The 24,008-nt window shown below is 72.0% G+C and carries 22 protein-coding genes, 3 tRNA genes and 1 pseudogene; 12 read left to right on the top strand and 14 right to left on the bottom strand.

Going from position 1 to position 24,008, the window contains the following annotated elements:
• Positions 1–82: 82 nt before the first annotated feature.
• Positions 83–156 (bottom strand) — tRNA-Lys (locus tag AB0J57_RS28085).
• Between the two features lie 196 nt (positions 157–352).
• Between AB0J57_RS28085 and AB0J57_RS28080 the strand changes: the two genes are divergently transcribed.
• The 5 genes and pseudogenes from AB0J57_RS28080 to AB0J57_RS28060 all read left to right on the top strand — a co-directional run bounded on the left by AB0J57_RS28080 (position 353) and on the right by AB0J57_RS28060 (position 5,638).
• Positions 353–1,672: a peptidoglycan-binding protein gene (locus AB0J57_RS28080; RefSeq protein WP_366131123.1), complete on the top strand. Its 1,320-nt coding sequence runs from the start codon at positions 353–355 to the stop codon at positions 1,670–1,672.
• A 56-nt stretch (positions 1,673–1,728) separates the two neighbouring features.
• Positions 1,729–2,904: pseudogene (locus AB0J57_RS28075) on the top strand (SPFH domain-containing protein); the annotation flags it as partial.
• Positions 2,905–3,054: 150 nt separating this feature from the next.
• A complete protein-coding gene (locus AB0J57_RS28070) occupies positions 3,055–3,645 on the top strand; it encodes a lytic polysaccharide monooxygenase (protein ID WP_366131122.1) in 591 nt (196 codons plus the stop codon).
• A gap of 107 nt (positions 3,646–3,752) precedes the next feature.
• Positions 3,753–5,006 (top strand): sensor domain-containing protein, encoded by a 1,254-nt coding sequence (locus AB0J57_RS28065; protein ID WP_366131121.1) that lies wholly within the window; start codon positions 3,753–3,755, stop codon positions 5,004–5,006.
• Positions 4,985–5,638, top strand: coding sequence for a response regulator transcription factor (locus AB0J57_RS28060; protein ID WP_366131120.1), 654 nt, complete (start codon positions 4,985–4,987; stop codon positions 5,636–5,638). The genes AB0J57_RS28065 and AB0J57_RS28060 overlap by 22 nt, the downstream gene beginning before the upstream one ends.
• 58 nt (positions 5,639–5,696) lie before the next feature.
• Here AB0J57_RS28060 and AB0J57_RS28055 read toward each other — a convergent pair.
• The 6 genes from AB0J57_RS28055 to ehuB all read right to left on the bottom strand — a co-directional run bounded on the left by AB0J57_RS28055 (position 5,697) and on the right by ehuB (position 9,717).
• Positions 5,697–5,770, bottom strand: a tRNA-Lys gene (locus tag AB0J57_RS28055).
• 86 nt (positions 5,771–5,856) lie between these two features.
• The gene (locus AB0J57_RS28050) at positions 5,857–6,615 is read right to left on the bottom strand and encodes an IclR family transcriptional regulator C-terminal domain-containing protein (RefSeq protein WP_366131119.1); all 759 of its coding nucleotides are present in this window, start codon (positions 6,613–6,615) and stop codon (positions 5,857–5,859) included.
• A 166-nt stretch (positions 6,616–6,781) separates the two neighbouring features.
• Positions 6,782–7,537 (bottom strand): ectoine/hydroxyectoine ABC transporter ATP-binding protein EhuA, encoded by a 756-nt coding sequence (gene ehuA, locus AB0J57_RS28045; RefSeq protein ID WP_366131118.1) that lies wholly within the window; start codon positions 7,535–7,537, stop codon positions 6,782–6,784.
• A complete protein-coding gene (ehuD, locus tag AB0J57_RS28040) occupies positions 7,527–8,177 on the bottom strand; it encodes an ectoine/hydroxyectoine ABC transporter permease subunit EhuD (RefSeq protein ID WP_366131117.1) in 651 nt (216 codons plus the stop codon). Before ehuD ends, ehuA begins: the two co-directional genes overlap by 11 nt.
• Complete coding sequence (ehuC, locus tag AB0J57_RS28035) at positions 8,174–8,833, bottom strand: ectoine/hydroxyectoine ABC transporter permease subunit EhuC (protein ID WP_366131116.1); 660 nt, start codon at positions 8,831–8,833, stop codon at positions 8,174–8,176. Before ehuC ends, ehuD begins: the two co-directional genes overlap by 4 nt.
• Positions 8,830–9,717 (bottom strand): ectoine/hydroxyectoine ABC transporter substrate-binding protein EhuB, encoded by an 888-nt coding sequence (ehuB, locus tag AB0J57_RS28030; protein WP_366131115.1) that lies wholly within the window; start codon positions 9,715–9,717, stop codon positions 8,830–8,832. Before ehuB ends, ehuC begins: the two co-directional genes overlap by 4 nt.
• A gap of 42 nt (positions 9,718–9,759) precedes the next feature.
• On the opposite strand from ehuB, the gene AB0J57_RS28025 reads away from it, so the two are divergent.
• Complete coding sequence (locus tag AB0J57_RS28025) at positions 9,760–10,257, top strand: DUF3830 family protein (RefSeq protein WP_366131114.1); 498 nt, start codon at positions 9,760–9,762, stop codon at positions 10,255–10,257.
• Here AB0J57_RS28025 and AB0J57_RS28020 read toward each other — a convergent pair.
• Positions 10,238–11,659, bottom strand: coding sequence for an amidase (locus tag AB0J57_RS28020; RefSeq protein ID WP_366131113.1), 1,422 nt, complete (start codon positions 11,657–11,659; stop codon positions 10,238–10,240). The two genes, AB0J57_RS28025 and AB0J57_RS28020, sit on opposite strands and share 20 nt — an antisense overlap.
• Positions 11,652–12,602: a D-2-hydroxyacid dehydrogenase gene (locus tag AB0J57_RS28015; protein WP_366131112.1), complete on the bottom strand. Its 951-nt coding sequence runs from the start codon at positions 12,600–12,602 to the stop codon at positions 11,652–11,654. The genes AB0J57_RS28020 and AB0J57_RS28015 overlap by 8 nt, the downstream gene beginning before the upstream one ends.
• A gap of 76 nt (positions 12,603–12,678) precedes the next feature.
• Here AB0J57_RS28015 and AB0J57_RS28010 point away from each other — a divergent pair, with 76 nt between their 5' ends.
• The 4 genes from AB0J57_RS28010 to AB0J57_RS27995 all read left to right on the top strand — a co-directional run bounded on the left by AB0J57_RS28010 (position 12,679) and on the right by AB0J57_RS27995 (position 17,415).
• Positions 12,679–13,494 (top strand): decarboxylase, encoded by an 816-nt coding sequence (locus AB0J57_RS28010; protein WP_366131111.1) that lies wholly within the window; start codon positions 12,679–12,681, stop codon positions 13,492–13,494.
• Positions 13,491–14,222, top strand: coding sequence for a decarboxylase (locus AB0J57_RS28005; RefSeq protein ID WP_366131110.1), 732 nt, complete (start codon positions 13,491–13,493; stop codon positions 14,220–14,222). The genes AB0J57_RS28010 and AB0J57_RS28005 overlap by 4 nt, the downstream gene beginning before the upstream one ends.
• 43 nt (positions 14,223–14,265) lie before the next feature.
• A complete protein-coding gene (locus AB0J57_RS28000) occupies positions 14,266–15,348 on the top strand; it encodes an LLM class flavin-dependent oxidoreductase (protein ID WP_366131109.1) in 1,083 nt (360 codons plus the stop codon).
• Between the two features lie 387 nt (positions 15,349–15,735).
• Positions 15,736–17,415: a glycosyl hydrolase family 18 protein gene (locus AB0J57_RS27995; protein WP_366131108.1), complete on the top strand. Its 1,680-nt coding sequence runs from the start codon at positions 15,736–15,738 to the stop codon at positions 17,413–17,415.
• A 46-nt stretch (positions 17,416–17,461) separates the two neighbouring features.
• Here the strand turns inward: AB0J57_RS27995 and AB0J57_RS27990 are convergent, their stop codons facing one another.
• The gene (locus AB0J57_RS27990) at positions 17,462–17,866 is read right to left on the bottom strand and encodes a nuclear transport factor 2 family protein (RefSeq protein WP_366131107.1); all 405 of its coding nucleotides are present in this window, start codon (positions 17,864–17,866) and stop codon (positions 17,462–17,464) included.
• A gap of 92 nt (positions 17,867–17,958) precedes the next feature.
• On the opposite strand from AB0J57_RS27990, the gene AB0J57_RS27985 reads away from it, so the two are divergent.
• Complete coding sequence (locus AB0J57_RS27985; protein ID WP_366131106.1) at positions 17,959–18,864, top strand: LysR family transcriptional regulator; 906 nt, start codon at positions 17,959–17,961, stop codon at positions 18,862–18,864.
• Here the strand turns inward: AB0J57_RS27985 and AB0J57_RS27980 are convergent.
• Entirely contained in the window at positions 18,851–20,893 is a 2,043-nt protein-coding gene (locus AB0J57_RS27980) for an EAL domain-containing protein (protein WP_366131105.1), read from the bottom strand. The two genes, AB0J57_RS27985 and AB0J57_RS27980, sit on opposite strands and share 14 nt — an antisense overlap.
• 550 nt (positions 20,894–21,443) lie before the next feature.
• On the opposite strand from AB0J57_RS27980, the gene AB0J57_RS27975 reads away from it, so the two are divergent.
• A complete protein-coding gene (locus AB0J57_RS27975; protein ID WP_366131104.1) occupies positions 21,444–22,685 on the top strand; it encodes a M6 family metalloprotease domain-containing protein in 1,242 nt (413 codons plus the stop codon).
• 45 nt (positions 22,686–22,730) lie between these two features.
• Here the strand turns inward: AB0J57_RS27975 and AB0J57_RS27970 are convergent.
• From AB0J57_RS27970 to AB0J57_RS27960, 3 genes are all read right to left on the bottom strand, one after another.
• A tRNA-Lys gene (locus AB0J57_RS27970) sits at positions 22,731–22,804 on the bottom strand.
• On the bottom strand, positions 22,795–23,388 hold the full coding sequence (locus AB0J57_RS27965) for a bifunctional DNA primase/polymerase (RefSeq protein ID WP_366131103.1): 594 nt from the start codon (positions 23,386–23,388) through the stop codon (positions 22,795–22,797). The genes AB0J57_RS27970 and AB0J57_RS27965 overlap by 10 nt, the downstream gene beginning before the upstream one ends.
• 108 nt (positions 23,389–23,496) lie before the next feature.
• Positions 23,497–23,847 carry a hypothetical protein gene (locus AB0J57_RS27960; RefSeq protein ID WP_366131102.1) on the bottom strand — a complete coding sequence of 117 codons (351 nt, stop codon included), beginning with the start codon at positions 23,845–23,847 and terminating at the stop codon, positions 23,497–23,499.
• Positions 23,848–24,008 lie beyond the last annotated feature (161 nt).

Genomic DNA, 24,008 nt, shown 5'->3' with positions numbered 1-24,008 from the left:
ATAGGCACGGTTTGGGGGCTTCCCGGGAGCAGTGGTACGACTGAGGCCCCCTCACCCGTGGTGAGAGGGCCTCGGCCTCGCGTGCGCCGCCAGGGACTCGAACCCCGGACCCGCTGATTAAGAGTCAGCTGCTCTAACCAACTGAGCTAGCGGCGCCTGCTGACCTGCATAACTTTACCCGATCTCCAGGGGTGCTCCGGACCACCGCGGCCCGCCCGGTGATCATTGGCGGCCCCTCCCGGCCTGTCGGCGAGCCGTTTTTTCCCTTTCAACCGTCAAAATGCGACATGTCGGGACAGTTGAGACACTGGCGCCCGTACCGCAGCACCGGAAGATCCTGGAGGGGAACCGCATGGCCGCCGTACCGGACTTCGAGGAGTACGAGCCCCCCGCCGACTGCCCCTGCACCGGCTGCGCCCGGCAGCGCCGCGAGACCGCGCTCCGCCTGGCCGTGCGGTCCGGCGGCCACCCCGCCGCGCACGGCGCGCGCCGCGCCCTGGTGCTGGTCACCGCCGCCGGGGTGGCCCTCGGCGGCGGCGCCGTCGCGGCCGCCCACCCGGCCGGCCCCGCCGGTCCCGCCGGCCCTGTGGGCCCCGGCCGGGACCGGGACGACCCGGACGCGGAAACCCCGCAGGGCGGCACCGGGCCGCTGCACGGGCGCCCGCACGCCGGGCCGACGGGCGGCCACGCCTCCGCCCCGTCCCTGCGCAGGTCCACCCGGGCCGAGATCATCAACCGGGCCAAGCGCTGGGTCGCCGCCAAGGTCCCGTACTCCATGGAGAAGTACTGGACGGACGGATACCGCCAGGACTGCTCGGGTTTCGTGTCGATGGCCTGGAACCTCGCCGGCAACGAATGGACCGGCACCCTCGACCGCTTCGGCACCCGGCTGGACCGCTCCGAGCTCCAGCCCGGCGACATCCTGCTCTTCCACAACCCGGCCGACCCCAACCGGGGCTCGCACGTCACCATCTTCGGCGGCTGGACCGACTACACGCACACCTTCTACACGGCCTACGAGCAGACCCGGCCGCACGCCCGCAGGCTGGCCACCCCGATGGCGTACTGGAACAACTCCAGCCGTTACGTCGCCTACCGCTACAAGGGCCTGAGTGGCGGAACCCTCGGCAACCCCGGCAGCCCCGGCGCGTCCGTGGCCTACCCGGGCCGGGCGTCGTTCGGGCCGGGGGCGAACAACCGGTACGTCACGCGGCTCGGGCGGATGCTCGTCGAGCGGGGCGGCGGGCGGTTCTACCGCTCGGGGCCCGGGCCGCGCTGGAGCGAGGCGGACCGCAAGGCGACGCGGGCCTTCCAGCGCGCGCAGGGCTGGACCGGGCGGGACGCGGACGGGCTGCCCGGCCCGGACACCTGGCGGCTGCTGGTCAAGGGGCAGGGGCGCGACATCCCTTCCAGCTCCGGTGCGGCCGCCTCGGCGCCCGCGTTCCCCGGCCGCGCGTACTTCCGGCCCGGCCAGTCCAACGAGCACGTCGAGCGGCTCGGGCGCCGGTTGGTGGAACGGGGCTTCGGCGCCCACTACCGCTCGGGGCCCGGGCCGCGCTGGAGCGAGGCGGACCGGCGCAACGTCGAGGCGTTCCAGCGGGCCCAGGGCTGGCGCGGCGCCGCCGCCAACGGCTACCCGGGCCCCGAGACCTGGCGGCGCCTGTTCCGATGAACGACCACGAGGAGGCAGGGTTGAGTACGGCGACGCCGGAGGGCGGCGGGGCGACGGCCGGTCGGCGCGTCCCGGTGATCGGGAGCGAGACCACCGGGACGATCCCGGTGCATCTGCTGTTCCGGGACGACGGGAAGCCGGACCCGGGAGCGGTGGACACCACCGGACCGGTCACGGTCGTGCGGGGGAGCAGAGTGACCACGGAGGTGCGCCCGGCCGTGACAGCGGCACCAGCGGCACCGGCGGCGCCGGCGGCGCCTGCCGCACCGGCGGAACCGGCCGCTGCGGGCGTGCCCGCGCCGGTGCGGCGGGGCGGGCCGGTCGCCGACTCCGAGCTGGCCGAGCGGCCCGGGCCGGTGCTGCCCGGGTGGGCCGGGGTGGTGGCCGGGGCGGTCGCGCTGGCGGGGTGCGCGGCGCTGCTGTGGTGGACCGGGGCGGTGCCCGCGTCGGTGACCGGCATGCTGGGGCTGCCGTCGCGCCCGTACCACGGCATCCCGCTCGGGATCTGGGCGGTGCTCGCGCTGGGCGTGCTGGTGGTGCTGTTCGCGTTCGGCGGGCTGGGGCGCGGGAGGGTCGGGTACGCCTGGGTCCTCACCCTGTTTGGGGACTACCGGGGCAGCGTGCGGCGCACGGGACTCATGTGGGTGAGCCCGCTGCTGCTGCGGCGCCGGATCGACGTACGGCTGCGGCACTGGCGCAGCGAGCCGCTCCCGGCCGTCGACGCGAACGGCACCGCGCTGCGGGTGGTGGTGCTGGTGGTGTGGCGGATCCGGGACACGGTGCGGGCGGCGCTCGGGGTCGCGGACCACGAGCAGTACCTGCGTGAGCAGGTGGAGTCGGCGATGGCCCGGGTGCTGTCGCGGCTCCCGGCCGACGCTTTCCATGAGGACGCCCCGACGCTGCGGGACGCGGAGGTGGTGGGGGAGGCGCTGACGCGGATGCTGGCGGCGGAGTGCGCCCCGGTCGGGATCGACGTCTTCTCGGCGCAGCCGACACGGATCGAGTACGCGCCGGAGATCGCGGCCGCGATGCAGCGGCGCCGGGTCGCGGCGATCGACGCCAAGCACCGGGACACGGTGCTGACGTCGGTGGTGGACGCGGTGGACGACATGGTCCACCGGCTGACCACGCGTGGTCTGGTCGAGCTGGACGACTACGACCGCAAGGCGCTGGTCAAGGACCTGACGGTGGCCTTCTACACGGGCAGGAGTGGTCCGGTCGAAGGCCCGTGATTGGTATGGACATGCTCAACTGGCATCCATACATTGGAACTTGGTCTAGACCGCAATCCCCACCCGTGGTGCCACCGGCACCACCGGCACCACCCGCACGCGTGCAGCACGGCTCATGGAACTTCCCCCACGTCCACCTGGAGCAACAGCATGCGACACAAGATAGGCGCGGCCGTGGTGGCCCTCGGCGTGGCCGGGGTCTCCCTCGTGGCCACCGGCAGCGCCAGCAGCCACGGCTACACCGACTCCCCGATCAGCCGTCAGAAGCTCTGCGCCAACGGCACCGTGACCAACTGCGGCAACATCCAGTGGGAGCCCCAGTCGGTCGAGGGGCCCAAGGGCTTCCCGGCCGCCGGCCCCGCCGACGGCAGGATCTGCGCCGGCGGCAACGGGCAGTTCGCCCAGCTCGACGACCCGCGCGGCGGCAGTTGGCCCGCCACGAAGGTGACCGGCGGTCAGAGCTACACCTTCCGCTGGCAGTTCACCGCCCGGCACCGCACCACCGACTTCAAGTACTTCATCACCAAGAACGGCTGGAACCGCACCGCGCCGCTCACCCGCGCGGCCCTGGACCCCCAGCCGTTCCTGACCGTCCCGTACAACGCCCAGCAGCCGCCGTCCACGCTCACCCACCAGGGGACGATCCCCAGCGGCAAGACCGGCAAGCACCTGATCCTGGCCGTCTGGACGATCGCGGACACGGCGAACGCCTTCTACGCCTGCTCCGACGTGCAGTTCTGACGGACGGGCAGGGACAGCCGCCGTGCGGCTGGTAGGGCCTGCCATACCCCGCGTACCCCCGCTGGGGCCATGGTGGCGCCGTGAGCCCGGCGCCTACCGTGATTCCCATGGATCCCCGTACGCCCTGGCAGGCCCTGACCAGGGGTGACTATCTGCGCGGCGGCTGGCCCTGGCGGTCGGCCGGCTACCTGGCGAGCGGCGTGCTCGTCGGCGTACCCGTGCTGGCCGTGCTGCTGGTGCTGGCCGCCTTCTCGCTGGTGCTCGTCGGCGCGCCGCTGCTGCTGCTCACCGGGGTCGCCCTCGGCGGCGTCGAGCGGTGGCGGCTGCGGCTCGTCGACACCAACCCGGCCGCCGACCCGCACCGGATACCGGAAGAGCCGGGGCTGTGGGCCTGGCTCCGGGTACGGGTGCGGGAGCAGGCCACCTGGCGGGAGCTGGCGTACGCGCTGCTGCACGGCTGCGTCCTGTGGCCCCTGGAGCTGCTCGCCCTCGCCGTGGCCCTGGGTGCGCCGCTCGCCCTGATGGCCACGCCCCTCGGGCTCGCCCTGGACGGGCACGAGGTGCGGGTGCTGAAGGGCCCCCTGGTCACCACGTACCCGGTGGCCTTCGCGGCCGCCCTGTGCGGGCTGCTCCTGCTGCCCGCCCTGCTCTACCCGCTCGGCGCCCTGGCCGGTGCCCGCGCCGCGCTGACCCGGCTCCTCCTCGCGCCCCGCGACACCGAGCTGCGCCGCCGCATCGGCGAGGTCACCCGCTCCCGCGCCCGCCTGGTCGCCGCGTTCGAGGCCGAGCGCCGCCGCATCGAGCGCGACCTGCACGACGGCGCTCAGCAGCGGCTGGTCGCCCTCGCCATGACCCTCGGCCTCGCCCGGCTCGATGCCCCGCCCGGTCCGCTCGCCGACCAGCTCGCCAAGGCCCACGACGAGGCCGGCCGGGTCCTCACCGAGCTGCGGGAGCTGATCCACGGCATCCACCCCCAGGTCCTCGCCGACTACGGCCTGGGCGCCGCCCTGACCGACGCCGCCGACCGGTCGGCCGTCCCCGTGGACACCGACCTCGACCTGCCGCGCCTCCCGCCGCCCGTCGAGAGCGCCGCGTACTTCGCGGTCTGCGAGGCGCTCACCAACATCGGCAAGCACAGCGGCGCCGGCCGGGCCCGGCTCACCGCCCGGCACGGCGGCGAGCTGCTCCATATAGAGGTGGAGGACGACGGCACGGGTGGTGCGGACGCGGGGAAAGGCACCGGTCTGACCGGCTTGGCCGACCGGATCGCCGTCCTCGATGGCAGACTGGCGATCAACAGCCCGACGGGCGGGCCGACCGTGCTGCGAGTGGAGATCCCGTGCCGAGCCCTCTGCGGATAGTCCTGGCCGAGGACAGTGTGCTGCTGCGCGAGGGGCTGACCGGGCTCCTCGCCCGGTTCGGCCACGAGGTCGTCGCGGCGGTCGGCGACGCGGCCGCCATGCAGGGCGCGGTCGCCGAGCACGACCCGGACATCGTGGTCACCGACGTGCGGATGCCGCCCGGCTTCCGGGACGAGGGGCTGCGCGCCGCCGTGGCGCTGCGCGCCGAGCGCCCCGCCCTGCCGGTGCTGGTCCTCAGCCAGTACGTCCAGCGTGCGTACGCCGCCGAGCTGCTGGAGTCGGGCGACGGCACCGGTGTGGGCTACCTGCTCAAGGACCGGGTCGGCCATGTCGAGGAGTTCCTGGACGCCCTGACACGGGTCGCGGCGGGTGGCACGGTGGTGGACCCGGAGGTCGTGCGCCAACTGCTGCGCCGGCACCGTGATCCGCTGGAGGCGCTGACGCCGCGCGAGCGTGAGGTGCTCGCCCTGGTGGCGGAAGGTCACTCGAACGGCGAGATCGCGCGGCGGCTGACGGTGACCGAGGCGGCGGTCGGCAAGCACATCGGCAACATCCTGGGGAAGCTGAACCTGCCGCCGGCCGAGGACACCCACCGCCGGGTCCTGGCCGTGCTCGCCTTCCTCCGCGCGTGAGGTCGGACTCCCGAGCACGAGAAAGCCCCCCGCTTTCGCGAGGGGCTTTCTCCGTCTGTGCGCCGCCAGGGACTCGAACCCCGGACCCGCTGATTAAGAGTCAGCTGCTCTAACCAACTGAGCTAGCGGCGCCTGCTGACAGAGTTAATACTACCTGGTCCGATGGGTGCTTCCGACCACGAGGGCGTGAGCTGGCTCACAGTACGGCCCCGGGAGGTTTAGAGGGCCAGCGAGAGCACCACCGGTGCCGCCTTGCGGTTGAGCGTGTCCGCCGCCGAGCGGAGCCGGTGCGCGTGCTCGATCGGGAGCGACAGGGCGAGGCAGCCGACTGCCGACCCGGCCGTCAGCGGGACCGCCGCGCAGACCGTGCCCACGGCGTACTCCTGGAGGTCGAGCACCGGGACGGTCGGCGGCTGGCTGTCCAGCTTGGAGAACAGGACCTTCTCGCTGGTGATCGTCCGGGAGGTGAGGCGGGCGATCTTGTGGCGGGAGAGGTGGTCGCGGCGGCCGTTCTGGTCGAGCTGGGTCAGCAGGCACTTCCCGACCGCGCTGGCGTGGGCGGCCGAGCGGAAGTCGACCCACTCATTGACCTTGGGCGTGTGCGGACCGTCGGCCATCTGGGTGATCTTGACCTCGCCGTCGATGTACCGGCTGATGTAGACGGCGGCGCCGACGGAGTCGCGCAGCTCGGTGAGCGTCTCCTGGAGCTTGTTCTGGAGGGCCTCGCGGCGCGTGGCGCCCGAGCCCAGCAGCACCAGGGAGTCGCCCACGACATAGGCGCCGTCGCTGACCTGCTCGACGTACCCCTCGCGGCGCAGCATCAGCAGCAGCGGGGTCAGATGGCCGGCCGGGAGCCCTGTCTCACGTGCGATCTGGACGTCGGTCACCCCACCGCCGTGCCTGGAGATCGTTTCGAGAACACGCAGGGCGTACTGCACCGAATGGAACGGCGCGGTCGGCTCGGGCTTCAGCGCCACGGTTTCCCCCTACCAGGTTGTGACCGCAAGCTTCCGTACCACGATAGCCGCCAAGAGCCGTTTCGTGGGCTCCTGTTGACAAGAAACTGTCCCGCCCCACACGCATACGCTGGGGCGGGACACGGGGGCATATGCCAACGGCACACTTCCGGCCGGTAATGAGAGGTCAGAGGACCGCACCGAGGAAGTCGCGCGTACGTTCGTGCTCCGGATCGGCGAAGATTTTCTCCGGCGAACCGGACTCGATGACCTTCCCCGAATCGAACATGAAGACCTCGTCCGAGATGTCTCGGGCGAAGTTCATCTCGTGGGTGACACAGAGCATGGTGATGTCCCTGCTCCTGGCGATGTCCCGCAGCAGGTCCAGCACCCCGGCGACCAGCTCCGGGTCGAGCGCGGACGTCACCTCGTCCAGCAGCAGCACCTTCGGCCGCATCGCCAGCGCGCGGGCGATCGCCACCCGCTGCTGCTGGCCGCCCGAGAGCTGGGCGGGTCTGGCGCCGCACTTGTCGGCCAGCCCCACCAGGTCCAGCAGTTCCCGGGCGCGCTGCTCGGCCTCGTCCCTGTCCAGGCCGAGGACCCGCACCGGGGCCTCGGTGATGTTGCGCAGCACGGACATGTTGGGGAACAGGTTGAACTGCTGGAAGACCATGCCGATCTTCTTGCGCGTCTCGCGCCGCTGCTTCTCGTCGGCCGGGAACAGTTGGCCGCCGTTCACCCGGATGGTCCCCGAGTCCGGGCGCTCCAGGGTCATCAGCATCCGGAGGATCGTGGTCTTGCCGGAGCCGGACGGCCCGATGAGCGTGACGTGCCGGCCTTCCTCTACGGAGAAGCACAGGTCGTCGAGGACGGTGTTCTCGCCGAAGCGCTTGCTGACGTTCTCGAAACGGATGAGTTCACTGCGGACGGGTTCACTTGACAAGGCGGCGCTCCAGGGACCGTACGAAGAGGGAAGCCGGGTAGGCGATCAGGACGAAGGCGACACCGACGACCGTGAGCGGCTCGGTGTACTGGAAGGTGGACGCGCTCTCCAGCCGGGACTGCTGGAGCAGCTCCAGCACGCTGATGCCGGCCAGCAGCGGCGTGTCCTTCAGCATCGCGATGACGTAGTTGCCGAGCGCCGGCGCGATCCGGCGCAGCGCCTGCGGCAGGATCACCGCGAACCAGGTCCGGTGGGCCGGCAGGCTCAGCGCGGTGGCCGCCTCCCACTGCCCCACGGGCACGGCGTCGATGCCGGCCCGGTAGACCTGTGCGGTGTACGTCGAGTAGTGCAGCCCGATGGCGAGGGTTCCGGTGGTCAGCGCCGAGAACTGCACCCCCCACTCCGGCAGGACGAAGAACAGGAAGAAGAGCTGCACCAGCAGCGGCGTGTTGCGGATGAACTCGGTCACCACGTTGACCGGCCACCGCACCAGCCGGCTCGGCGCCCGGAAACCGGCCGCCCACACCAGCCCGAGGGTGAAGGAGATCAGCGAGCCGAGCACCAGCACCTGGAGGGTGACCAGCAGCCCGTCCCAGAAGCGCGGCATGAAGTCCGCCACCGCGGACCAGTCCCAGGTCACTTGGCCATCACCCCCAGGTTGGCCTTGGTCTTCCGTTCGAGGGCCTTCATGGAACGGGTGATGACGAACGCGATCACGAAGTAGATCACCAGGATGATGGAGTAGATCTGCGCGCTCTCCTGGGTGGCCAGGCGCACCAGATACGCGGCGAAGGACACGTCACCGACCCCGAGCAGCGACACCAGCGCCGTGCCCTTGAGCAGTTCGACGAGCAGGTTGCAGAAGCTCGGGATCATCTCGGGCACCGCCTGCGGCAGCACCACCAGCCGCATCCGCTGCCACGGCGTGAAGCTGAGCGCGACGCCCGCCTCCCGCTGCGCCGTGGGTACGGAGTTGAGGGCGCCGCGCACGATCTCGGCGCCGTACGCCCCGTACGACAGGCCGAGCGCGAGGACCGCCGCCCACATCGGCACGAGCTGCCAGCCCAGCAGTGGCGGGACCACGAAGAACAGCCAGAACATCAGGATCAGCGCCGACGTGCCCCGGAAGATCTCCGTGTAGGCGCCCGCCACGAAGCGGACGAGCAGGGAGCGGTGGGTGCGGGCCATGCCGACGGTGAAGGCGACCAGCGCGCCGAGAGCCGCGCTGTAGACGAGCAGTTGGATGGTGATCCAGATGCCGGGGAGTACCCAGTTCTGCCAGAGTCCGGCGGTCATCGGCACAGCTCCTCGGCGGTGAGAGTGGTCATCTCGGCCTCGGTGAAGCCGAAGCGCCGCAGGATGCGGAAGAGCTCGCCGCTCTTCTTCATCTTGTGTATCTCGGTGTTGAAGGCGTCGCGCAGCTCGGTGTCGGTGGGGCGGAAGGCGAAGCCGCCGCCGTCGATCTTCTTCTTGCCGTCGACGACGGCCGCGAAGGGGGGCGTCGCCTCGGCCCGGCGGCTCTTCTTCACCACCTCACGGGTCGTCAGAGCCGTGCCGGCGAAGACGTCCACGCGGCCGGACTCGACGGCGTTCAGCCCGGCCACCTGATCCTGGAGAATGACGATGTCCTTCTCGGGGTACCCGGCCGCCACGGCGTAGTCGATCTCCGCGTACCCGGTGCCGGTGGCGAACCTGGCCTTGGTGCGCACCACGTCCTCGTACGACCGGAGGTTCTTGGGGTTGCCCTTGCGGACGATGAAGGAGTCGAGCATCTGGTACTCGGGGTCGGAGAAGATGACCTGCTCGCACCGCTCCTTGTTGATGTACATCCCCGCCGAGACGACGTCGAACTGCTGGGAGTTCAGGCCGGGGATGAGGGAGGCGAAGTCGGTCGCCACGGGCTGGACGCGGCCGATGCCGAGCCGCTTGAAGACCACTTTGGCCAGCTCCGGCGCCTCGCCGGTGAATTCACCCTGGTCGTCGACGTATCCGTAGGGCACCTCGCCGGCGATGCCGAGGCGGACGGTGCCCTGGGATCTGAGCCGGTCCAGTACGTTGCCTGACGCGACCCGGCTGCAACCGGTGGCGGAGGCGGCGCCGAGGGCCGCCACGGCCGGGCCGAGCAGGAGGGTGCGCCGCCGTATGGGGTGTGTTCTGTGTCGACGAGCTGTTCGAGCCATGGGCGCGCGGCTACCCGGGAGCGGGCGGGGTATGCGTACGGGATGGCCGACCGATACCTGACCGTGTCCCTGGACAAGCGCGGGGTGCGGTGCACCGCGAAACTGCTGGACGACCGGGCGCCGTTGACCTGCGCGGCCGTGTGGGACGCGCTGCCGCTGGGCGGCGATGTCTACCACGCGAAGTATGCCCGTAATGAGATCTATGCCTTGTTTCCGGCGTTCGCGGAGGCGGAACCGCCCCTGGAGAACCCGACTGTGACTCCGATTCCGGGCGATTTGTGCTACTTCACCTTCGAAGGTACGGAGTTGGGAACGGCAGCGTACGGATACGGGCGCGAGGAGCTCTCCCGCCGCCCCGTCACCGTCGACCTCGCCCTCTTCTACGAGCGCAACAACCTGCTGCTGAACGGCGACACCGGCTGGGTCCCCGGCATCGTGTGGGGCACGGTGGTCGACGGCCTCGACCGGATGGCCGAGGCCTGCCAGGACCTGTGGCGCGCGGGCGCGCTCGGCGAGACGCTCAGCTTCCGCCGGGCGTAGCGGCGCCGGGCTTCATGACCTGGGCGGCGCCCGACTCGTACAGCGCGTGCGCCGCCCGCAGCACCAGGTCGTCCCGGTGCCGGGCGGCGACCAACTGGAGCCCGATCGGCAGACCGTCGCCGTCCGCGCCGACCGGCACGGTCGCCGCCGGCTGCTGCGTGAGGTTGAACGGGTACGTGAACGGCGTCCACGCCGTCCAGCGCCGTGACCCGTTCGGCGCCTCCACGCCCGCCTCGAACGCGGTCAGCGGCAGCGTGGGCGTCACCAGCAGGTCGTACGACGTGTGGAACCTCCCCATCCGGCGCCCCAGCGCCATCCGCGTGTCCACCGCCGCCAGGTACTCCAGCGCGCTGTACCGCGCACCCCGCTCGGCGACCTCCCGCAGCCCCGGGTCCAGCAGCTCCCGCTGCTCCCGCCCCAGGGGCTGGACCAGCCGCGCCGCCCCGCTGAACCACAGCGTGTGGAAGGCGTCCACCGGGTCCGCGACGTCCGGGTCCGCCTCCTCCACGTACGCGCCGAGCGCCGCCAGCCGCTCCACCGCCGTCCGCACCGCCGACGCCACCGCCGGGCGCACCGCGACCTGCCCGCCCAAGGACGCCGAGTAGGCGATCCGCAGCCCCTTCACGCCCTCCTGGAGCGTGGCGCTCACCGGCCGCGCCGGGCCCAGGTGGGACCAGTCCCGCCAGTCGTCGCCGCTGATCACGTCCAGCAGCAGCGCCGCGTCCGCCGCGTCCCGGGTCATCGGACCCGTGTGCGACAGCGTGCCGTACGGGCTCGCCGGATAGATCGGCACCCGCCCGTACGTCGGCTTCAGCCCGAAGATCCCGCAGAACGACGCCGGGATGCGGATCGACCCGCCCCCGTCCGTCCCCAGCGACAGCGCGCCCGCCCCCAGGGCCACCGCCGCCGCGCTCCCGCCGCTGGAACCGCCGGCGGTCCGGGAGGGGTCGTGCGGGTTGCGGGTGACGCCCGACAGCGGCGAGTCGGTGACGCCCTTCCAGCCGAACTCCGGCGTCGTCGTCTTGCCCAGGAACACCGCTCCCTCCTCCCGCATCCGGGCCACGGGTGGCGCGTCCTCGTCCCACGCCCCTTGCGCACGGGTGGTCCGTGAACCGCGCAGCGTCGGACCGCCCGCCTGGAGCAGGACGTCCTTGACCGTCACCGGCACCCCGTCGAGCCGCCCCCTCGGCTCCCCGCGCCGCCACCGCTCCGCCGACGCCGCCGCGCCCGCCAGCGCCTCCTCGGCGTCGACCCGCACGAACGCGTTGACCAGCGGCTGGACCGTCTCGGCACGCTCCAGCGCCGCGCGCACCGCGTCCACCGGGGAGAAATCGCCCCGTGCGTAACCGTCCAGGAGTTGACGTGCGGTCAGGTCCGTGAGGAACGTCGTCGGCTCAGTCATGCACGGGTACGTACCCACGTTTCTTGTCCACCACGTTCGGCAGCGGCCGCCCGGCCGCCCACAGCTCGTACAGCTCCACGAACTGCGCCGCCAGCCGGTCCCGCCAGCCCACCGTGTCCCCGCTCATGTGCGGCGAGACGATCAGCCCGGGTACGTCCCACAGCGCGCTGTCCTCGCCGAGCGGTTCCTCGGTGAACACATCCAGCGCCGCCCCCGCGATCCACCGCTCGCGCACCGCCGTGACCAGGTCGTCCTCCACGACGAGCTGCCCGCGCCCCACATTGATGAACCGGGCCGACGGCTGCATCAGCCCGAAGCGCCGCGCGTCGAACATGCCGCGCGTCGACTCCGTCAGCGGCGCCGCGCACACCACCCAGTCCGCCCGCGTCAGCAGCAGGTCCAGCTCATCGGCGCCGTGGACGCGCGGCCGCGCGGTCCGCCCCACGACCGCCGTACGCACGCCGAGGGCCCGCAGCGTCGTGGCGACCGCCCGGCCGATCGGCCCCGCCCCGACCACCACCGCCCGGCTGCCCGCCACCCGCAGGCTCTCGCGGTGCCGCCAGCGCCGCTGCCGTTGCAGCTCCAGCGTGCCCGGCAGGTCCTTCGCCATGGCCAGCACCAGACCGGCCACGTACTCGGCGATCGGCTCCTCGAACACGCCCCGCGCGTTCGTCACCACCGTGTCCGAGGCGACCAGTTCCGGGCACAGCAGCCGGTCGACCCCCGCGCTCGCCGTGTGCACCCAGCGGGGTCTCGGCCCGTCGCCGGGCCAGGCCGCGCGGACCGCGTCGGAGGTGAAGTCCCACACGAGGAGGACATCGGCGGCGGGAAGTTCCGAGGCGAGGGAGTGCTCGTCGGCGTACCGGATGCCGGCCCGGCCGATCAGTTGGCCGAGGCGGGGCGCGGGGTCCGCCTTGAGGACGAGAAGTGTGGGCAACGGCATCAATTGACCACGCTCGCACCCGAACCTACCGTCGTCAACAAGAGGCTGGGGAGCCTGCGAACGCTGGGGGCCTGTCATGGACGTCTCCTTCCTGGGCGGGCCCGGCCCGCAGCGCGGTGTCGGCGTCGTCGCGCCGTTCGACTTCGCCCTCGACCGCGAGCTGTGGCGCTGGGTGCCCGACGACGTCTCGCTGCGGCTGACCCGGACGCCCTATGTGCCGGTCGAGGTGTCCCTGGACCTGGCCCGGCTGGTCAGCGAGCACGAGACGCTGACGGACGCCGTACGGGCACTGTCGGCGTCCGAGCCGGAGGTCGTGGCGTACGCCTGCGCCTCCGGCAGCTTCGTCGCGGGCCTCGCGGGGGAGCGGGCCATGTGCGCGGCCATGACCCGGGCGGGTGAGGTCGCCTCCGTGACGACGTCCGGTGCCCTGCTGGAGGCGCTGACGGAACTGGGCGCCCGGCGGATCGCGCTTGTCACGCCGTACACCGAGTCGGTGACCCGCGCCCTGGAGGACTATCTGCGGGAAGCCGGGGCAGCCGTCACGGGGCGGGCCTTCCTCGGACTGACCCGGCACATCTGGAAGGTGCCGTACCGCGACGTGGTGGACATGGCGCGGCGGGCGGTGCGGGGCGCGGCCGACGCGCTGTTCATCAGTTGCACGAACCTGGCGACGTACGACGCGATACCGCAACTGGAGGCGGAACTGAGGATGCCGGTGCTCTCCGCGAACCAGGTCACCATGTGGGCGGCGCTGCGCCGGATCGGCGCGGAGGCCGTCGGCCCGTACCAGGCGCTGCTCATGAACGGGGCCGCCGAGCCGGCCCCCGGGGCTGCCCAGGCGACCCCCGGGGTTGCCCAGGCGGCCCCCGACCCCCAGGAGGGCGTGACATGACGACTGTCGGACTGCTCTACCCCGGGCACTCCGCCGAGGACGACTACCCCCGCATCGAGGCGCTGCTCACGGGCGTCAACGTGCCGATCGTCCACACCGACATCGGCGAGGACGCCCACCGCGTCGACGCCCTGCTGGAGATGGGCTCGGCCGAGCGGCTCGCCGCCGGCGTGGAGGAGCTGCGCCTGTCCGGCGCCGAGTCGGTGGTGTGGGCGTGCACCAGCGGGTCGTTCGTGTACGGATGGGAGGGCGCCCACGAGCAGGTCCGCGCCCTGGCCGTGACGGCCGGGCTCCCGGCGTCGAGCACCTCGTTCGGCTTCGTCCACGCGGCACGGGAGGTGGGCGCCGGGCGGGTGGCGGTGGCGGCCACGTACCCGGAGGACGTCACGGAGCTGTTCGCCCGGTTCCTGAAGGCCGCGGGCATCGAGGTCGTCGCCTCCCGGGCGGGCGGGATCGTCACGGCGGCCGAGGTCGCGACGTGGGGGCCGGAGCGGGTGCTGGAGCTGGTGCGGGCGGCCGACCGTCCCGAGGCGGAGGCCGTCCTCGTTCCGGACACGGCGCTGCACACGGTGGGGTGCCTGCCGGAGCTGGAGGCGGCGGTGGGCAAGCCGGTGCTCACGGCGAACCAGGTGACGGTGTGGGAGGGGCTGCGGCTGGCGGAGCGGCACGGGGCGTGGTCGACGGAGCTGGGGGCGTTGTTCGCGCGGAAGGACATGGCCGGGGAATAAGCGGAGTGGTCCTCCTGTTGCTGGGTGGCTGTACGTGTTTCCGGTGCAGGAGGGTCCAGCGGTGAGCGATGACGTGATTCGAGGCAGGGCGAGTGGGTCGGCGCCCGTGCCCCTGTCGGTGCTGGACCTGGTCACCGTGGGCAGCGGCCGCACCGCCGCCCAGGCCCTGCGCACCAGCGTCGATCTCGCCCGGCTCGCCGAGCGGCGCGGGTACCACCGCCACTGGGTCGCCGAGCACCACTCCATGCCCGGCGTCGCCTCCTCGTCGCCGGCCGTGATCCTCGCCCACCTCGCCGCCCACACCTCGCGCATCCGGCTCGGATCGGGCGGCGTCATGCTGCCCAACCACGCGCCGCTCGTCATCGCCGAGCAGTTCGGCACCCTGGAGGCGATGGCGCCGGGCCGCATCGACCTGGGGCTGGGCCGCGCCCCGGGGACGGACGGCGCCACGGCCGCCGCGCTGCGGCGTCTGGAGAGGGTGGGGGAGGGCGCCGACGAGTTCCCGGAGCAGTTGGCGGAGCTGACGCGCTTCCTGGACGACGACTTCCCGGACGGTCACCCCTACGCGCGTATCCACGCCGTGCCCGGACCGGTGCAGGGTCCGACGGGGCGGCCGCCGGTGTGGCTGCTGGGTTCGTCCGGGTTCAGCGCGCGGCTGGCGGGGATGCTGGGGCTGCCGTTCGCGTTCGCGCACCACTTCTCGGCGCGGAACACCATTCCGGCGCTGGAGCTGTACCGGGACACTTTCCGGGCGTCGGCTGTCTTGGACGCGCCGTATGCGGTGATCGGTGTCTCCGCCTTGGCCGCGGACGACGAGCGGGAGGCGCGGCGGCAGGTGCTGACGGGCGCGCTGTCGATGGTCCGGCTCCGCACCGGGCGCCCGGGGCTCATCCCGACGCCGGAGGAGGCGGAGGCGTACGAGTTCAGCGCGGTGGAGCGAGACTTTGTCGACAGTTGGCTGGCGAACGTGGTGCACGGTACGCCGGACGCGGTCCGGGCGGGTCTGGATGATCTCCAGAAGCGCACGGGCGCGGACGAGCTGATGATCACGGCCAACGCGCACGGGGCGGAGGCGCGGCTGCGCTCGTACGAGCTGATCGCGGACGTGTACGACTTGGCTGGGTGAGCGGGGGCGGTGCGGATGGGGTTGGGGGTGGGGGTGTGGCCCCTCCGGGCTCACCTCCTTGAGGCCGGCGGCCTCGGGTACGCCGAGTCGGGAGCCCTTCGGTGGCCGCCAACCTCTGCGGGGGCGACCCTGCACGGCCCCACCCGGCCGTCCGCCGTCTGGCCGTTGGTTCTGGCTTGGGAACGGAGGAACAAGGTCCCTAAGGCAGGCTTAAGCCGCTCGTCAGTGGTGGTGGCGGGCGGCTCTCTGTGCTCTCTGCGGCGCTGTGACTAGGGATTTTGCGTGAGTATTGGTCTAGTCCTGTTTTGGTCCGGACCATTGACGCGGTGTTCGCGTGGCGGTTATCACTTCGTCAACTACCGCTGCGTAACCCTTCGGAGGCCGCACGTGCACCACCGCAGACCCCTCATCGCCGCGCTCACGAGCGTGGCGCTCGCCGCCGGAGTGCTCGCCTCCTTCGGTGGCGCCGGCACGGCCAGCGCCCGGACCGCCGCTTCTTCCGGCGCCGCTTCCGGCGGGGTGAAGATCGCGTACTACGACCAGTGGAGCGTGTACGGGAACGCCTTCTACCCCAAGCACCTGGATACGCGGGGCATCGCCGGGAAGCTGGATGTCCTGAACTATTCGTTCGGCAACATCCATCCCACGGAGCTGACGTGCTTCGAGGCCAACAAGGCGGCCGGTGACGACAACAACCCCAACGCCGGGGACGGCGCGGGCGATTCGTACGCCGATTACCAGCGTTCCTTCTCGGCCGCCGACAGCGTGGATGGTGTCGCCGACAAGTGGGACCAGCCGATCGTGGGCGTCTTCAACCAGTTCAAGGAGCTGAAGGCGAAGTACCCGAGGCTGAAGATCAACATTTCGTTGGGCGGGTGGACGTACTCCAAGTACTTCCACGACGCCGCGAAGACCGATGCGAGCCGCAAGAAGTTCGTGGCCTCGTGCATCAAGCAGTACATCGCCGGCGACCTGCCGGTCGAGGGCGGGTACGGCGGTCCAGGTACTGCTGCTGGGATCTTCGACGGCATCGACATCGACTGGGAGTACCCGGGTTCGCCGGACGGGCACCTCGGCAATCACTACGGGCCCGAGGACAAGCAGAACTTCACGCTGCTGCTCGCCGAGTTCCGCAAGCAGCTCGACGCGTTCGGGGCGGACAAGGGGAAGAAGTATCTGCTGACCGCTGCCCTGCCGGCGGGGCAGGACAAGATCAAGCACATCGAGACGGACAAGATCGGCGCGTACCTCGACTACGCGAACATCATGACGTACGACATGCACGGCGCCTGGGACGGTGACGGGCCCACGTACCACCAGTCGCCGCTGTACTCCGGTGCCGGTGACCCGACCGACCCGATCAAGCCCGGGACCGAGAAGTACTCGATCGACAACGCCATCGACGCCTGGATCGACGGCAAGCCGGCCTACGGGATCGCCGGCGGCTTCCCGGCGAACAAGCTGACGCTGGGCTACGAGTTCTACTACCGGGGCTGGAAGGGCGTCCCGGCCGGGGCGAAGAACGGCCTCGCGCAGCCCGCGACCGGTGCCTCCGCCGCCCGTCCGGTCAGCCAGCAGGCAGGAATCGCGCACTACAAGGAGCTCGGCGGCATCGTCGACAACCCGGCGACGACCTTCTGGGACGAGGAAGCGAAGGCCGCGTACTTCTACAAGGACGGTGAGTTCTTCACCGGGCTGGACAAGCGTGCCATCCAGGCCCGCGCGGACTACGCCCACAGCCGGGGCCTGGCGGGCGCGATGATGTACTCGCTGCTCGGCCTGGACGAGAGGACGACGCTGCTGAACGACATCGTGGCGGCGGTCGGTTCGTCTCCGACGACCCCTGATCCGACGCCGACGCCCACTCCGACGCCCACTCCGACTCCGACTCCGACGGACCCGCCCGTGGGCTGCTCGGTGGCGGCCTGGTCCTCGGCCACGGAGTACACCGGCGGAGCGCAGGTCTCGCACAAGGGGCACACCTGGAAGGCCAAGTGGTGGACGAAGGGCGAGGAGCCCGGCACCACCGGCGAGTGGGGTGTCTGGCAGGACCTCGGCGCCTGTTGAAGCCCTTCACCCTGCCCCTGCCCGGAGAGACTCCGGGCAGGGGTTCTCAGCCGTTTCCCACCAGGACGTTGAAGAACTCGTCCACGGCGGACTGGTCGGCCGGGAAGTGCCGGATCTCGGCGATGCGCCCGTCCTCGATGCGGAAGACCAGCACCCAGTCCATGTCGATGTCCGTGCCGTCCCCCCGGTGGCTCACGCAGTGGTGGACCTCCACCACATGGCTCTCGTCGGCACCGGCGTACCAGACGTCCGCGATGAAGTCCCCGGTCGCGAGCCCCTCCAGGTACGTCGTGATGCCCTCCGCGCCGCGGTGGCTGCCGGCCAGGGGGTGGTTGCCGGGTACGTGCCACACGGCTTCCGGCGCCAGCACGGAGTCGCGGAGTCCGTCCAGGTCGCCGGTGGCGTAGCCGGCCCAGAAGCGTCTGATCAACTCGATGTTGGGGTTGCTCATCTCAAATCTCCCCGGCCTGCGGCTCCTTGTGTGATCGAGCTTCCCGCCGATCTGCCGCTCCGGTCCAATGCTTGAATCCATAACCTTGTGGCATGGACATCGACACCCGGCTGTTGCGCTACTTCGCCGCCGTCGCCGAAGAGGGCCACCTGACCCGCGCCGCGGAACGGTTATTCATCTCGCAGCCCGCACTGACCAGGCAGATCAGGCAACTCGAAGCCCAGTTGGGCGTGGATCTGTTCGTACGCTCCCGCAACGGCATGACCCTCACCGAGGCGGGTACCGCGCTCGCCGCCGCCGTACCCCCCGTTCTCGGGGCGTGGAGTACCGCCCTGCGCGCCACCAAGGTCGCGGCGGAGCGGGCGGCGCGGGTGCTGCGCGTCGGGTTCGTGGCGTCCGCCGCGAACGAGCTGACCCAGGGGATCATCGCCGAGTTCGCCCGCCGCCGCCCCGGCTGGCGGGTGCGGATGATCCAGACCGGCTGGGAGGACCCGACGGCCGGGCTGGCCGGCGGCGAGGCCGACGTGGCGCTGCTGCGGCTGCCGTTCCCCGGCCAGGAGGAGCTGGGCGTGGAGGTCCTGCTCACCGAGGACCGGTGGCTCGCGCTGCCCGCCACGCACCGGCTGGCCGACCGCGAGGTCATCGACTTCCGGGAGGTCTTCGACGAGCCGTTCATCGCCACGCCGGACGCCTCCGGCTGGTGGCGCGACTACTGGCTGGCCGCCGACGAACGCGACGGCCACCCCGTCCTGGTGGGTGCGGTGGCGAACAACCCGGACGAGTGGCTCAACGCGATCGCGAACGGCTACGGCATCAGCCTCACCCCGGAGGCCACCGCTCGCTTCTACCAGCGCCCCGACGTGGTCTACCGCCCGGTGCGCGGCGTGAGCCACAGTCAGGTCGGGGTCGTGTGGTCCCGTGACGGCGACGTTCCGGGTGTGGTGCGGGACTTCGTCCACAGCGCGCTGACCGTGAGCCGTGGGGTCAGCCCGGGGTGACGCCGATCAGTTCGGCGATGCGCTCGGCGGTGACCGCGCGGGAGTAGAGCCAGCCCTGGCCGGTGTCGCAGCCGATGCGCCGCAGCCGGGCGGCCTGGCCGGACGTCTCCACGCACTCGGCGGTGACGGTCAGCCCGAGCCGGTGCGCGAGCTGGACGAGGGCTTCGACGATCACTTCGTCGGCGGGGTTCGGGTGCTCCTCGTCCTGGAAGCCGCGGACGAAGGAACCGTCCAGTTTGAGGACGGAGACCGGGAGGCGGCTGAGGTAGGCGAGGTTGGAGTACCCGGTGCCGAAGTCGTCGATCGCGATCCGTACGCCCATGTCGCTGAGCGCCTGGAGGGCTTGCAGCGGCCGCCCGGCGGAGCCCATCACCGCCGACTCGGTCAGTTCGAGCTGGAGCAGGTGCGGTGCGAGTCCGGTCTCGGCGAGGATCTCGGCGACGTCCGCGACCAGGTCGGAGTCCCAGACCTGGCGTACGGCGACGTTGACGCTGACGAACAGCGGTCGTTCGTGCGGGTGGTCGAGCTGCCACTGCCGGGCCTGCCGGCACGCCGTACGCAGCACCCAGCGGCCGAGCTGGACGATCGAGCCGTCCTCTTCAGCAATTCCGATGAACCGATTCGGCGCCAGCGAGCCGAACTGCGGGTGGTTCCAGCGGACCAGCGCCTCCACGCCCCGGACCGTTCCGTCGGCCATGCCGACGAGCGGCTGGTACTCCAGGGCGAACTCGCCGCGTTCGACGGCCGGGCGGAGGGTCGAGGAGAGCGCCTGCCGGGTCATGCGATGGGCGTTGCGCTCGGGGTCGAAGAGCGTCCAGCGGGCCTTGCCGTCGGCCTTTGCCCAGTAGAGCGTGGTGTCGGCGGCCTGCATCAGGCCGTTCACGGTGGTGCCGGCGGCGGCCCGTTCGACGACCCCGATGGACGCCGACACCGACAGCCGCTGCCCGGCGAGGTCGAACGGCCGCTGTACGGCGGCGAGTACGGACCTGGCGAGGTCGGCGAGCTGTTCCGTACCGGTGGAGTCCTCGACGAGGATCGCGAACTCGTCCCCGCCGAGCCGGGCCACGAGGTGGCCGCCGCCGCGGGTGTAGCCGTCGCTGTCGGCGCACTCGGTGAGCCGCGCGGCGACGGCGGCGAGCAGCCGGTCGCCGACGCGGTGCCCGAGGGTGTCGTTGACCGCCTTGAACCCGTCGAGGTCGAGGTAGCACAGGCCGATCCGGCCGGTGCCGCCGTCGTCGTACGAGGAGTTCTCCAGCGCGGAGGTCAGGCGCTCGAAGAACAGCGTGCGGTTGGGCAGCCGGGTCACCGGGTCGTGCATCTGGAGGTGCCGCAGCCGCGCCTGGAGCTGGCGGCGGTCGCTGATGTCCGCGATCGACAGCAGGACGCCCCGGCTGGGCGTGACGGGCGCGACGGTCACCTCGGCCCACAGCGACCGCCCGTCGGGATGTTTGAGACGGCGCGTGCAGCGGAAGCGGGAGCGCCGGCCGCGCAGCACCTCGTGGTACGCGTGCCAGGTCCGGCTGTCCGATGCCAGGTCCACGAGGTCGGCTGCGGCCTGCTCGCGGAGCGACGCGGCGTCGGTGCCGAGCAGCGCGGCGAGGGCGTCGTTCGCGGTCACGACGAGCCCGTCGGGGTCGACGACGGCCATGGCGATGTGGGCGGCGTTGAAGGCGGCGCGGTAGTCGTGCGCGTGGTGGGGGTGGTGGTGGTCGTGGTGCGAGGGGAGGGCGGAGGCCGGGGCGTGGGGGGCAGGGTCGCGGTCCGCGGGTGGGGCCGGGCTCTGAGGGGCAGGGGCCGTGGCCGGGGTGTGCCGGGTGGCCTCGCCCGCCGGGACGTGGGGGGCAGGGTCGCGGTCCGCGGGTCGGGCCGGGCTCTGAGGGGCGCGGTCCGGGTGCGGGGCGTGGAGGGCGGAGGCCGGGTCCGTGGCGGGCTCGCGGGCCGGGGCCGGGGCCTGGAGGCCGGGCTCGTGGTCCGGGTTTGGCCGGGCGCCGGCCGGGGGCGGTGGCGGGTTCTGCGGGGCGGGCCGCACGGCGCCGTTCCGGGCCGGGGCGTGGTCGGGCGGGGCCGGCGGGGAGGGGGTCGCGGCACGCCCGTCGGGCGTCTCGGGCGGGACGCGGGCAGCGGTGGCCGAGGGGCGCGGTTCGCCGACGGTTTCATGACGCTCTGTGACCGGACGCCGGGCGGTTCCGGTCGTTGAGGCTGCCGCAGCTCCCGGTCCTTCGGAGGTTCCGTTCACGGCTCGCTCCCGCAAGGCAGTTGTGACGCACAGATGTGGTCGGGATGGGTCGGCCAGGAAAGTGTGCCGATCATAGAGGCTCTCGCGGCGGCCGTTCCAGCGCCGCCACCGCGTGAGACGGGTGGGGTTGTTGTGAGGAACCACACCACCCACAGGAGGCCGATCGTTTCTGCACGGGTGTGGCGCGGCCCGGTCCTGCCGTGACCAGTTGTGACTGTCGGTGAACTTCCCGGACCGGCGGGGCGCGTCGGCGGCTCACCCGACTGGGGCAGCGGAACAGGGCGTATCACCACGAATCGTCACAGGGTGGTGAGACGTCCCGTATGCCGCACCGGAGGTTGACGTGGAGGGCCAGCAGACACCCGAGGGAGTGGAACGCCGTCGCCTGCGCTCCACCGCCGCGGGGCTCTTCGCCCTCCTCTCGCTCGCGGCCACCGGTCTCGTCGCCGGCCCCGCGAGCGCCGAGCCGATGGCCGGTCCGTGCGCCCTGCGGCGTACCGACGCCCACCACTCGCTCGGCCTGGACACCTGGAACACCGCCTACCCGCGTCCCGTCCGCCGGCTCGACGCGCTGATGGTCTTCCTGTCGTTCCCCGACTCCCGGCCGCTGACCGCCCCGGACCAGCTCGCCGCCGACTACTTCCCCGAGACCAGCCACTTCTTCGAACGGGCCTCGTACGGGAAATTCACCCTCCGCCCGCATCCGCGGCGCGACTGGATCCGGATGCCGCACCCGTCCACCTCGTACGCCATACGGCGCGACTGGGAGCCGGACCGCCGCGCCGCCTACCTGCGCGACGCGCTCGCCGCGGCCGACCCGGTGGTCGACTTCTCGCGGTACGACATCGTCTACCTGGTCGCCGACCCGGACGCGCCCGGCGTGGACTCCGACGCGACGAAGGTCGTCAACTTCAACACCCCGCTGTACGCCGACGGCGCGGCGATCAAGCGGGTGGTGACCGTCTTCGAGCGGCACCCGCCGGACCGCAACGTCCTCGCCCACGAGACCGGGCACGTCTTCGACCTGCCCGACCTCTACCACCGCCCCATGGACGGCAAGGGCGACTGGGACACCCATGTGGGTGACTGGGACGTCATGGGCAGCCAGTTCGCACTCGCGCCGGAACTGTTCGGCTGGCACAAGTGGAAGCTGGGCTGGCTGGACCGGCGCCAGGTGCACTGCGTGGCCGGGTCCGGCAGCAGCCGCTTCACCCTGGAGCCGCTGGCGGCGAGGCCCGAGCGGGGCGCCTCGGTCGGCACCCGGCTGGCGGTCGTCAGGACCGGCAGCAACAGCGCGCTGGCGATCGAGGCGCGCGGGGCGACCGGGAACGACCACGGCACCTGCACCGAGGGCGTGCTGATCTACCGGGTCCGTACGGACGCCGTGTCCGGCGGCGGGCCCGTCGAGGTGATCGACACCCACCCGACCACCGACGCCTGCTGGGGCCGGTCGGTCTACCCGCCGCTCGCGGACGCGCCGCTGCGCGTGGGCGAGACGTTCACGGTGCCGGGGGGAACAGCCCGGGTCGAGGTCGCCGACCGGACGCGGACGGGCGCGTGGACGGTCCGGGTGACCGTACCGTGACGCACGAAAAAGCCCCCCGCTTCCGCGAGGGGCTTTTCCCGTCTGTGCGCCGCCAGGGACTCGAACCCCGGACCCGCTGATTAAGAGTCAGCTGCTCTAACCAACTGAGCTAGCGGCGCCTGCTGACGTCGTAGACCTTAGCACCCTGGTCGGCGGTAGGAAAAATCGAAACCCGCACGCCGGCGGCCACCCCCGCCCGGGCCGCCCGTACACATGCCCAGAGGATCACCTCAGGGCCGGGCAGCCAGGGGTGCCGGGTGTCCGGAGCCACCAGCCAGCGCGGAGCGCCGCCGTCCGCGCCCCCCGGCGTCAGCGGAGGCACGGTGATCGCGTCCCCGGCGCCGTGGCACAGCGGGGGCGGCACGGCGTCGCCCCACTCCTCCCAGCGCAGCAGGGACGGCAGCCGGTGAGCCGTGCCGGGGGCGGTGAACAGCAGCATCCGCCCACGGTGGACGGCGACCGGGCCGGAGCCGGGGCCCTCACCCCACAGGCGGTCGAGCATGCGGCGCCCGAACACGGACTCCACGCTCACCACGTCGAAGACGGAACCGCACGGGAGCACCGCCGGCGCGGTCGGCCGGGCTTCCCACAGGGAGAGCGTGGAACGCGGGTACGCCGCCGCCGACGTCAGCCAGCCGGCTCCGGCCGCCGTGACCTCGGTGGCGTGATCGTGGGGCGATTCGTTTCGCAGCCATGCGCTCATGGCATCCAGATGTACCGCCAGTGACGGCCTGGTTCCGGGGAGTTGAGGGAAACCGGGACAGCGCCGGGCGGAGAGGAGTATCTTGCGCCCCGGTCATATGCCACCCGGCTACTCCTCGCCGGGACGGCCTCCGTTGCGCAGCAGGTCACGCCCGAACTCGATCATCTTCTTGGCATAGTCCTCGGTCCACTCGGCACGCTCGGCGATGTCCCCGGCCGTCAGCCGGTCGAACCGCTGCGGATCGGCGAGCTGCGCGGCCGCGAGCGCCTGGAACTCCACCGCCCGGTCGGTCGCCGCCCGGAACGCCAGCGCCAGCTCCGTGGACCGGGCGAGCAGCTCCCGGGGGTCCTCCATCGACTCCAGGTCGAAGAAGTGCTCGGGGTCGGAGGCGGCCTCCGCGGGTTCGAAGAGCAGGGGCGCGGGCCTCAGTCGCCGCTCACTCCGCTCGGTTTCCGCCATGAGTGTCTCCTCCTCGCACGACGCGCTTCCCCCACCCGCGGGGACGCCCCCGTCGTGATGGACCACCTTCCATTCTCCCGCCCTCCGCAAGTACGCCCTCCCGCCGGGCGGGCGCGCCCTCGGTGGGCGGCCATGCGCGGGCGACCACCCCGCCATCGGCG

The sequence above is a fragment of the Streptomyces sp. NPDC049837 genome (assembly GCF_040674455.1).
Classification (GTDB): Bacteria; Actinomycetota; Actinomycetes; order Streptomycetales; family Streptomycetaceae; genus Streptomyces.
Note: the sequence above shows the minus strand (reverse complement) of the source record. Positions and strands in the feature narration are given on the sequence as shown.